Annotated in this window: 10 protein-coding genes; 6 read left to right on the top strand and 4 right to left on the bottom strand. The window is 37.6% G+C overall.

Translation table 11 applies throughout. From position 1 onward, the window contains the following. Nucleotides 1-186 precede the first annotated feature (186 nt). A complete protein-coding gene (locus B7C41_RS02590; RefSeq protein WP_085297186.1) occupies nucleotides 187-945 on the top strand; it encodes an ElyC/SanA/YdcF family protein in 759 nt (252 codons plus the stop codon). 172 nt (nucleotides 946-1,117) lie between these two features. Here B7C41_RS02590 and B7C41_RS02585 read toward each other — a convergent pair whose 3' ends face one another. Together B7C41_RS02585 and B7C41_RS02580 are read right to left on the bottom strand one after the other, a co-directional pair. Next, entirely contained in the window at nucleotides 1,118-1,876 is a 759-nt protein-coding gene (locus B7C41_RS02585; RefSeq protein WP_085297185.1) for a Nif3-like dinuclear metal center hexameric protein, read from the bottom strand. A gap of 69 nt (nucleotides 1,877-1,945) precedes the next feature. Further along, a complete protein-coding gene (locus B7C41_RS02580) occupies nucleotides 1,946-2,701 on the bottom strand; it encodes a class I SAM-dependent methyltransferase (protein ID WP_085297184.1) in 756 nt (251 codons plus the stop codon). Between the two features lie 59 nt (nucleotides 2,702-2,760). Between B7C41_RS02580 and gloB the strand changes: the two genes are divergently transcribed. Together gloB and B7C41_RS02570 are read left to right on the top strand one after the other, a co-directional pair. Beyond that, nucleotides 2,761-3,570 carry a hydroxyacylglutathione hydrolase gene (gloB, locus tag B7C41_RS02575; protein ID WP_143764267.1) on the top strand — a complete coding sequence of 270 codons (810 nt, stop codon included), beginning with the start codon at nucleotides 2,761-2,763 and terminating at the stop codon, nucleotides 3,568-3,570. Nucleotides 3,571-3,648: 78 nt separating this feature from the next. Next, nucleotides 3,649-5,301 carry a LysM peptidoglycan-binding domain-containing protein gene (locus tag B7C41_RS02570; RefSeq protein WP_085297183.1) on the top strand — a complete coding sequence of 551 codons (1,653 nt, stop codon included), beginning with the start codon at nucleotides 3,649-3,651 and terminating at the stop codon, nucleotides 5,299-5,301. A gap of 91 nt (nucleotides 5,302-5,392) precedes the next feature. Here the strand turns inward: B7C41_RS02570 and B7C41_RS02565 are convergent, their stop codons facing one another. Both B7C41_RS02565 and B7C41_RS02560 read right to left on the bottom strand, forming a co-directional pair. Next, nucleotides 5,393-6,580 (bottom strand): hypothetical protein, encoded by a 1,188-nt coding sequence (locus B7C41_RS02565; protein ID WP_085297182.1) that lies wholly within the window; start codon nucleotides 6,578-6,580, stop codon nucleotides 5,393-5,395. 155 nt (nucleotides 6,581-6,735) lie between these two features. Then, complete coding sequence (locus B7C41_RS02560) at nucleotides 6,736-7,218, bottom strand: hypothetical protein (protein WP_085297181.1); 483 nt, start codon at nucleotides 7,216-7,218, stop codon at nucleotides 6,736-6,738. A 157-nt stretch (nucleotides 7,219-7,375) separates the two neighbouring features. On the opposite strand from B7C41_RS02560, the gene B7C41_RS02555 reads away from it, so the two are divergent. From B7C41_RS02555 to B7C41_RS02545, 3 genes are all read left to right on the top strand, one after another. Continuing rightward, the gene (locus tag B7C41_RS02555) at nucleotides 7,376-8,251 is read left to right on the top strand and encodes a LysR family transcriptional regulator (RefSeq protein WP_085297180.1); all 876 of its coding nucleotides are present in this window, start codon (nucleotides 7,376-7,378) and stop codon (nucleotides 8,249-8,251) included. Between the two features lie 344 nt (nucleotides 8,252-8,595). After that, a complete protein-coding gene (asnB, locus tag B7C41_RS02550) occupies nucleotides 8,596-10,260 on the top strand; it encodes an asparagine synthase B (protein WP_085297179.1) in 1,665 nt (554 codons plus the stop codon). Between the two features lie 170 nt (nucleotides 10,261-10,430). Then, complete coding sequence (locus B7C41_RS02545) at nucleotides 10,431-11,216, top strand: coiled-coil domain-containing protein (RefSeq protein WP_085297178.1); 786 nt, start codon at nucleotides 10,431-10,433, stop codon at nucleotides 11,214-11,216. Nucleotides 11,217-11,266: the final 50 nt, after the last annotated feature.

Genomic DNA, 11,266 nt, shown 5'->3' with positions numbered 1-11,266 from the left:
CTTAACGCAAACTTAAGATAAATTTTTAAATGGCTGTTTATTTCTAGTAACCACCACACTGATAATAAACACTAAAAATATTATTATCTAACTGAAGCGCTGCGATTAAATTTTCGTGTAGCATGCAAGTTAACTTGTTATCATTTAAAGGATAATTTTTAAAACTACAGTATTGTTGGATTGTTTATGGATTTATTTCTGCTCAAGAAAATCATTGGTTTACTTGTCATGCCACTTAGCGTGGTGATGATACTATTGCTCGTTGCTATTTTATTTTACCGTAAGCGCACTAAATTAAGCTTCAGTGCTCTACTTTCTGCTACTATGATTTTGTTTGTGAGTTCATTCCCACCAGCTTCAGATACTTTTATGGCACCGCTGGAAGATAGTTATCCTGCATTTACCCGCAGTAGCGATCCTGTTGATTATATTATCGTGTTAGGCTGCGCTCATACGACAGTTCATAGTTTACCCGTAACAAGCCAGTTAAAGGCCTGTTCGTTAGAACGTTTAGTCGAAGCGATACGTATCTATCAAATTCACCCGGAAGCACGTATTATTACCTCAGGTTATGCTGGTGGTGATGAAACTTCCAATGCTGAAAAAGTTAAACAAGCAGCGATATTATTGGGCGTACCGGCACATAAAATTATTACCGAAAACTTTCCGCAAGATACAGAAGAAGAAGCTGAATTAATAGCGCCAAGAGTTCGTAACAAGAATGTGGTGCTCATCACTAACGCAAATCACCTGCCACGTGCAATGAAGTATTTCGAAATGCAAGGTGTAAACGCTATTCCTGCCCCAGCAAGCCCATGGGTAAAAGAAGATAATAATAGAACCTGGCAATACTATGTGCCAAATGCCAATAAACTAAAACAAACTTCAATAGCATGGTATGAAACATTAGGCCAAACGGTTCAGTGGTTTAAAGGCTGGCTATAACACAACGCTAATATAGCCTTAACTCTGGTTAATATAATTAAAACTAAGAGAAAATCACAAATAACCATTTATGATTATCTTTTTAATATTTTGAATTGGTCGTTATTTGATTAATGCTAGCTATTAAACACTAAGTGAATGTTGGCGCGTTATCGACATTCTCTTAGTTAAGTTAGGCAGGGTTATCAATATCAATAAATTTAGCGGTCACTGGCAAGTTTTCATTGACGTGCTGTGCCAATGCCTTGGCACCATAGCGCTCTGTTGCATGATGACCCGCACAATAAAAATGAATATCCATTTCTCTAGCAACGTGTGTCGTTTGCTCAGAGACTTCACCACTTATGAAAGCATCTATACCTAATTCAGCAGCGAGTTCAATATAACCTTGACCACCACCGCTGCACCATGCCACCGTTTTAATGGCTTTATTCGATGGTGCGGCAATATGTAAACATGAACGATTAAGTTGTTCACTAATGCGCTGTTGTAATGCCTCGCTTGAAAGTGCAGAACTAAAATCACCGCGTACAGGCACACTTAATGCGTTACCAACTTCCAGTGGTGCAACATTTTCTATATCAAATAATTTTGCTAGTTGTGCGTTGTTGCCTAAGATTGGGTGAATATCTAACGGTAAATGATAGGCAAATAGGTTAATGTCATGTGCAAGCAAAGCTTTAATACGCTTATGCTTCATGCCACGGATAACATAACTTTCATTTTTCCAAAAAAAACCATGATGAACCACTAAGGCATCAGCTTTTTCTGCAATCGCTCGCTCTATGAGTTCCTGTGTTGCTGTCACGCCAGTTATCACTTTAGTGATATTTTCACCTCCTTGAATTTGTAAACCATTGGGACAAAAGTCTTTTATCTGCTCAGGTTTTAATAAAGTATTGAGATAATTTTCAAATTCATGACGTTGCATGTTTTCTTTTCACCTATTATTGGAATTATTAATTTACGTTTATTATATACTGGCGATACCAGTACAACGTTATTGTTTATGATTTTTCTTGTTAGAAGAGTTCATTGTAGGCACTTTCACCGGTTCAAAACGCGGTCTCAGTTGCCACTTTGCTTTAATCGGCGTTAAAGGGAGCACGCGTTTTTTGGCCACAATAACATAAACAGAGCCTAAGCTTGGAAAATAACGTGCAGCTAACTTTCGCCACTGGCTACTGATCATTCCTTCGCTGTATTGGCCTGATAACGACGAATGTAAAAAACGGTGGTCGAGCTGTATTTCAAAACCCATCAAATGTAACCAGTCTTTAACCCGCATTGGCGAAAACAGCCTTTCATTCCAAGGCGTTTGTTTACGTCTATAAGGGATAAACTTATTTAAGCCCACTAAACTAAAGGGATTAAAGCCTGTGATGACCAAGTAGCCATTAGGAATCAACACTCTATTTGCTTCACGTACTACGTGATGTGGGTCGAGCGAAAATTCTAAAGCGTGCGCTAAAACACAAACATCAACACTGTGCTCTAATAAAGGTAGGTCATCAACTTCAGCAACAATATCACCGCCTTCTGGCTGATTTGTTAAGGTTAATTGATGTTTTATAGGACTTGATGAACTGTCTATTTCGCCACTTAATGAGCCCAGCTTTAGCAAATGATAACCGAAAAACTTTGGCCACCACGATGACAAAACTTGATCGATATTTTTTACTATCAATTCACCATTAGGAAGAGCTTGCCATGACTTTGGTAGATCAGGGTGCCTAAACGCTAGTGCCGGTTTCATAGTTTAAACTTGAAAAAAAGTGGGTATAATCATTCTTTCAGTATACTCAGGAGCCGCACATGCTGCAAAGTCAAACCACCTCTAATATGCAAGTTTCGATGATAAAAGCCTTTTCCGACAATTACATCTGGGCAATTTCATCAAGTAACAGTAATGCATTAGCAATAGTCGACCCTGGCGATGCAGACGTTTGTATTAAATTTATTGAGCAAAGCAAGAAACAACTCAGCAGCATCTTAATCACTCACCACCATAGTGATCATGTCGGCGGTATTGAAAAGCTACTACAATATTGTCAAGAAAAAGCATGGCCATTAACTATTTATGGCCCTGAAAATGAAAAGATCCCGCACTGTGATATTAAATTGAATGGTCACTCAGTTGTTAGACTAGACGATTTAGCGCTGGAATTTTCTGTTATTGATTTGCCTGGCCATACTAGTGGCCATATTGCTTACTTAGCGCAAGACAACCTGTTTTGTGGCGATACGCTATTTTCAGGCGGCTGTGGCCGCTTATTTGAAGGTACGCCTTCACAAATGTTAACTTCATTAGAAAAATTAATGGCGCTACCAGAGAAAACCCATATTTATTGTGCACATGAATACACTCAAGCTAACTTAGATTTTGCGTTAACGGTTGAGCCTAGTAATAGTGAACTGGTTTTTTATTATAACCAAGTAATACAAAAACGTGCTGAAGGCATAGCAACCATTCCAACGTCAATGTTACAAGAGAAAATGATCAACCCATTCTTACGGTGTGATAAAAAAAGTTTAATGGAAAGTGCCAGTGAGTTTAGTGGTGAAACAATAATAGATCCCTTATCTGCTTTTACCGTTATTAGAGCATGGAAAGATAATTTCTAATGGCTTTTCAAAGCGAAATCTTGAATAAGCTTGCTAAATAAGTAACACTGGCGGCAAGTAAATCTAAATAGAACATTCATGAAGTATATATCGTTATCAATTGCAGCTGCCCTGATGTTATCCGGCTGCCAATCAACATTGAGTCAAAATAAGCCAGAAAGCCCTGAGATCCGACAAGAAGAACAAACCCCAATCGATATTGCATCGGCTATTGAAATTAACCAAGCGCTGCTAGCAGATGAAGCCATTGATGTTATTCATCCTGTAGAAGATGTTAGTATCGATCTCGGTAACGAGATAAAAGAAAGCTATTTAACTGATGATGTTTGGCAAAGAATTCGCAGTCAGCTGAATTTTCAGATCCCAGAAAATCGCCGTATCACGAGCCAACGAAATTGGTTTGTTAAGCACCCTGACTATTTAACCCGTGTGGGGAAACGTGCCGCGCCTTTTTTGTATTATATTGTTCAAGAGCTAGAAGCGAACAATATGCCATTGGAAATCGCTTTATTACCTATTGTTGAAAGTGCGTTTGACCCGTTCGCTTATTCTCACGGTCGAGCATCGGGTATGTGGCAGTTTGTGCCAGGCACAGGTAAACGTTTTGGCATGAAACAAAACTGGTGGTACGACGGACGACGTGATGTTGTCGCTTCCACCCAAGGCGCTATCAAATATTTAAAATATCTAAATAAATTTTTTGACGGCGACTGGATGTTAGCACTGGCCGCTTATAATTCAGGTGAAGGTCGGGTTCAACGCGCCGTACGAAACAACAAGAAGAAAAACCTTCCTACCGACTTTTGGTCTTTAGATTTACCGAAAGAAACACGTGCTTATGTACCAAAATTATTAGCCCTAGCTGATATTGTCAAACGTAGTGATGAATTAAAAATTCAACTACATAAAATTGATAACAAAGCCGTTTTAACAAAAGTTGATATTGTCTCGCAATTAGATTTAGCTAAAGCCGCAGGTCTTGCCAACTTGACGCTAACAGAGCTACAACGCCTTAACCCGGGCTTTAATCGTTGGGCTACCGATCCCAATGGGCCACACTATTTATTATTGCCTAACCATAAAGTGGAGCCATTCAAATTAGCATTAGCCAAACTTGAAAAGAAAGACAGGTTAACTTGGCAGCGATACAAAATTAAAAATGGTGATAATTTAGGTTTAATAGCGAAAAAGTTTAATACCGAAATTGCGCTGATCCAACAAATAAATAAAGTACGAGGTAATCAAATAAGAGCAGGGAAATTTTTACTCATTCCCGTTGCAACTGCATCTTTAGACAGCTACATTTTATCGCAAGACCAACGCTTAGCAAAAACGCAAAATCGTGAATTAGCGGGTACAAAGCGTATTCATATTGTTAAGTCTGGCGATACCATATGGGACTTGAGCCGCAGCTATAATGTATCAATGCGTAATATTGCCAAGTGGAATGGTATGGCGCCAAGAGATACCATTAAGCCTGGTCAAAAGTTAGTTATTTGGCAAAAATCTGCCGTTAATAAAATAGCAAATAAGCAGGCGATTCCCAATACACAAGCCATTATACGTAACATTACATATCGTGTTCGCAAAGGTGACTCTTTTGCACGTATTGCGAACAAGTTTAATGTCACCATCACTGAAATCGAGCGTTGGAATAGTCTAAAACGTAATAAATATCTACAACCTGGGCAAAAATTAAAGTTGTCGGTTGATGTAACAGATAATATCTAACCTTTACTTTAGATAATAAAAAAAGGGCTAATTAACTTAGCCCTTTTTTTATACACGAATTAAAATATTGATCGTAATGCTATTCATATACTTATAACTTAGTAACACCTTGAGTGATTATGTTCTTCGTTTGATTAACGATATCCATAAGTATCTGTTGATCAAATGATTTAATTCTAGGGGTATGAATATGCCCGACAGGTAATAACGGGTTATACTTTTCTCTAAGTAAAATACTGCGGTAAGATATTTCATTAGAAAGGTAACCACCTCCAGAGCCACTAACAGAAGTTTTGTTCTCTATCTCTGCTAATGATTGTGCCGGATATGATTTATCTAATGTACTAATGTTCCTATTATCATTAACTTGATACTTACCTTCCCCTTTTTGCATTGCAACAATAGGCAAGCTGAATTCAACAAATTCAGGTCCGTTTAAATCAGATGATTTAAACTTTGGTAATAATGGCGTGCTTTTTGTCGCACCAGTAAATACATTCAAGTTATCAGGTGCTTTAGCGCTTCGACGTAATGCTGGATAACGCTCTAAATCAAAATTTTCTCTACCCATACTAACAGTAATCACCATATCAATATCTTTGCCTGCTATATACGGTGTTAGTAGTTCTTCTATCATACCTTGATCAAAGTCAGCAAAGCGAACAGGAACAATTAATACTTCAACTTCAGCAGTTTTCCCTGCAACACTTAGCACCATATCATCTAGCGATAATGCTACCACGCCAGAAGGGTTACTTTGGTCAATATGTCGATCGAGGAAAAAAGGGTCGAAGCCTGTGATTAGAATTTTTTTGTCAGTTTTTTTATCAAATATCACATCACTTTGACCACGAGACAATAATTCAAATTGCCATAGCAATTGGTATTGCTGATCAACAGCTAACTTGGCGAACCCCTCAGATGAGCGTAATATTTTACTCATCTGTAACCGTGACCAGTATAGTGGACGGTCGTCATAATCAGCCAACTCAATAAAGGATTTTTTAGCATCAAGCCAAAGTCCTTGCCCATGTTGTAATATTAACCGAGTAAGCATAGCAATATTGTTCGCCTGTTGTACTTGTTGCTCAAATAACTTGGTTCTCGTAGCTAAGCGCGCTGCGACATCTGGTATTGCCGCAAGTGCCATTGGTATACGTAACTCCTCCACTGTCTTTTGATTATATTCTAATGCTTCAGTAAAGCCATAAGGACTGAACACAAGTGACAAGGCGAGAGTAAGCGGCTTCAATTTACTGATTTTAAAAATGTTTGCCATAGGACCTCTTAGCGTTTTCTATAGTTGTATGATAAGCATTAAGTCACTAACACCGACTCTTTAATTTGATAATAATATAAGTAAAACATTAACTTCTTTTCTAGTTTAACTGCTTATTAAACTTCAAACTAAATTATTTTAAAATTAATAAATATTTAAAGTTCTGTAACCGTATATTTAACGGATACAATCTTCCAGCTTGATTCAGTTCTCACTAAATCCCACGCTTCTGTACCAAACGCTTTCTTTACACCATTTCTATGATCACTATATTGAAAATACACATTGCCAAGGTAACCATCTGTTTCAATTTTTATATCCCAAATTTTTTCCTCTTGCGCCTCAGTCTCCGAAATCATTTTTTCTGGTGGTCCATATTTTCCAAAGTTTACCGTGCGCGGAAAATTGGCTTTTTTCTTGCGCTTATTCATCACCATTTCATCACTAAAGACGGCAATCCACGGTGTATTTTCACTATAAAAAAGTGATTTGAATAATCTTTTGTCTTTCTCAATGATAGCGAGTCTAAAGCTTTCAATAACTTCTCTAATTTCCTTTTTAAAGTCAGTATTACCATCTCTTGCGGTTGCTGGCATACAGTACGCTAAAACAATAATCGCTATATAACTAAATTTCATCTCTTCTCCATTGTATGATTTCTAAGGTTTACTTTTCAAATAAATGAGACAACACTCATCGGCCAGTAGCCATAAGTTCAGTACAAATTTACAGTACTCTACACATGTAATAAAATGATATTAATTTATCTTCCCATGAATAAAACTAATATCAATTATGAGTAAATTACCATCACTAAAATCAGTACAAGTATTCGAAGCAGCAGCAAGGCATTTAAGTTTTAGTTTGGCCGCGAAAGAGCTTTATGTTACTCAGAGTGCGGTTAGCCACCAAATAAAATCACTAGAGAGCCACCTTGGTAAGAGCTTGTTCACCAGAGCTAATAATTCTGTTGTCTTAACGCAGTATGGTGATATCTATTTTTCGGTGATCAGAGACAGCTTTAGCCGCATACAAACAGTTACAGATCACCTCATGGATAATAAAGAAATAAAATTAAGAATTGTCGCCCAATCATCATTCGCAGTGAGTTGGTTGGCCTCAAGAATTTCTTCTTTTAAAAATGAACATCCTAATATTGAATTAACCTTGTCAATGGCAACTAGTGCTGAACACTACGAGCCTTCAGAATACGACATTAGCATTGGCACTTGGCCTACGCCTGAAAATTATAAGAGCCAATTAATACGTCAGGAACGCTGGTATCCTGTTCTGACAACAAAGCTTAGTGGGCAAATAAACAATCAAGATCCATATTCAATTCTAGCACTGCCACTTTGGAGCTCGGAAAACGGTCAAGACTGGAAATTGTGGATGCAAGAGCAGAAACTCGACCCATCAATAAACCTTGATATTATGCACTTAAGCCACACCTTACTCGCAGGAAGAGCAGCCTTAGATGGCCTGAGAGTGGCGCTATCTTGCGATTTTATTGTCTCTGATGATATTGAACGAGGTGATTTAATTGCGGTAAAAGAATTGAGTTATAGCCCTTCATGGGGAAATTATTATATTCACTATCATGCTGGTAGCCATTACATCAATAAAATAGAGAAATTCATTACTTGGCTAATGAAGCTGTGTAATAAATAAAATGACATCCACATTTAGCGTTACTATTACCACTCCTTTCATAAACGATGTATAACTAACATAGTATGTAAAACAACCAGGCAAACTCGCTAATGGTTAATTCATGCGCCGCGAAAAGGCAAATTTATATTTGCCCTTTAATTTGTCTTTTTTTCTTTTAGAGTAAAAATTCTATTGATTTTTTATCAAATGCTGTCAAAGTGTTTGGGCTGTGTTTATTTACCAACCGCTAACAGTTACTTGTCAATGGTTGAATAATATACAAGCGCACTTGTACTTCACATTGTCAAAAGAGTATAAGTTAACAATTTGTCATTTTTCAAATATAAAGGGGTAGCACTTCAATGTGTTCGATTTTTTGTATATTAGATATTAAAACCGGTGCAGATGCACTACGTCCAAAAGCATTAGAATATTCTCGTTTACTTCGCCATCGTGGTCCTGATTGGTCCGGTATATACAACAATGACCATGCCATATTAGTGCATGAACGTTTAGCCATTGTTGATACTGAGCATGGTGCACAACCATTGTATAACAGCGATAAATCATTAGTTTTAGCCGTTAACGGTGAAATTTATAATCATAAACCACTCGCTAGCCAACATACGCCTGATTATCAATTTCAAACAGCCTCAGATTGCGAAATTATTATTCCAATGTTTGAAAAGTTTGGTAGCGACTTTGTCGATAAATTACAGGGTATGTTCGCCTTTTGTTTATATGATGCTGCCGATAATAGTTACTTAATAGCCCGTGATCATATGGGAATTATCCCACTTTACACTGGCTATGATGAGGAAGGAAACTTCTACGTTGCTTCTGAAATGAAAGCACTGATGCCAATTTGTAAAACAGTTGAAGAGTTTCCACCGGGCCATGTTCTTGAAAGCAAAGATGGCAAGCTAAAAAAATACTATAACCGTAACTGGCAAAAATTTTCAGCAATTAAAGATAATAACACTAGCAAAGAAAAGTTACGTGAAGCACTAGAAGATTCAGTTAAAAGCCACTTAATGACTGATGTTCCTTACGGTGTGTTACTTTCAGGCGGTTTAGATTCTTCATTAATTTCGGCTATTACACAAAAGTTTGCGGCTAGACGCATTGAAGAGAACGATCTATCTGAAGCATGGTGGCCAAAAGTACATTCTTTTGCATGTGGTTTAGCTGGCTCTCCAGACTTAGTTGCAGCTCAAACTGTTGCTGACAGTATTGGGACTATTCATCACAGTGTCGTGTTTACTGAGCAAGAAGGCATTGATGCCTTAAAAGAAGTGATTTATCACTTGGAAACTTATGATGTTACGACTATTCGTGCATCTACTCCAATGTATTTAATGGCTCGTAAAATTAAAGCCATGGGTATTAAGATGGTACTTTCTGGTGAAGGTGCTGACGAGATATTTGGCGGTTATTTATATTTTCATAAAGCGCCAAATGCTCAAGAGTTTCATGAAGAATTATTACGTAAATTAGATCGTTTACATAAGTTTGATTGTCTTCGCGCCAACAAATCTATGTCAGCGTGGGGCATTGAAGCACGCGTACCATTTTTAGATAAAAACTTTATGGATGTTGCCATGCGCATCAACCCAGAAGACAAAATGTGTGGTAATGGAAAGATGGAAAAAGCCATTTTACGTGAGTCTTTCGAAGGTTACCTACCTAAAGAAATATTATGGCGTCAAAAGGAGCAGTTTTCTGACGGCGTGGGTTATTCTTGGATAGATGGCTTAAAAAGCTACGTAGAATCACAAGTGAGCGATCAACAACTTGCCAGTGCAAACTTTAAGTTCCCCATAAATACACCTGATAGCAAAGAAGCATACTTTTATCGTTGCGTTTTTGAAGAGAAGTTTCCATTAACCTCTGCAGCTGATTGCGTTATAGGTGGTAAGTCTGTTGCTTGTAGCACGCAAGAAGCTTTGGCTTGGGATGAGAGCTTCCAAAATAACGCCGACCCTTCAGGCCGAGCAGTATTAAGTGTTCATAATGAGAGTTATTAATCTCTGATATCTGATGATGTAGTCTCACTAAAGTTACAATATTAACGAGACAATGCAGAAAAATAATAAAAACCGGCTAATTTTGTCGGTTTTTTTGTACAATATTTTCTAAATATTATACAGTTACAGTCTTTATATTTTATCTATTTCATTGTTAATAGGACACTCTCTTGTCAAATCGTGTAGAACCTGAAATTCCCACTATTACCTTAGATCATGACCAAGTAAAATCGGCGCGTGTAAATACTACAAATTCTAAAAAAATAGATAATGCTAAGCCAACTGAGAATATCGCTAAAGCGTCAACATCTATTGCTACTTCTCTATTATTGTTCATGTCATATTTGGCATTAGCGGGTGGCGGTTGGTACTTTTATCAACAACAACTTAAATTAACTAGCGCTTTGAATGGTAGTGACCAAAGAATTCAGCAGCTTGAAAATCAACTCTCCGCTACTGGCGAAGAGATGGGCGAGTCAACCGTTGCGTTAAAAGTAAAATTAGAAGCCATAAGCGAGAAAACTGAGTTATTGCTAACAGAAATGGACAAGTTGTGGGCATCTGCCTGGCGTAAAAACCAAAAAGAGATAAAAGAATTAAATTCTCAAAGTAAAAAAATAGCGTCACAACAAAGTAAAAATACTAACGCGGTTAAAGCACAAGTGGCGGCAACAAACGAATTAAACGATAAAATTACTGCCACTGAATTTTCAGTTGATGCAGTATCAGAGCAAATTGTTGCAGCCAATGCCATAAAAGATCAAATCAATAAGCTAGCATCACAATTTAATACCTTAGACGCAAATTCAAAAACTCGTGATAAACAACAAATGATCACAGCGACAAGTATTAATGAATTCGATACGAGCCTGCAGCTAATGCTTGAGCGTCTAGAAACGGTTGAAGCAAGAGTAGCGAAACGTCAGAAAATATCATCGACCGTAATAAAACCTTAACCTGTGATTCTGCGCACCACCACGATCATGTGAATGCGGCATACCGTATA

Origin of the sequence: Cognaticolwellia mytili, from assembly GCF_002104475.1 — a bacterium.
Lineage (GTDB): Bacteria > Pseudomonadota > Gammaproteobacteria > Enterobacterales > Alteromonadaceae > Cognaticolwellia > Cognaticolwellia mytili.
Note: the sequence above shows the minus strand (reverse complement) of the source record. Positions and strands in the feature narration are given on the sequence as shown.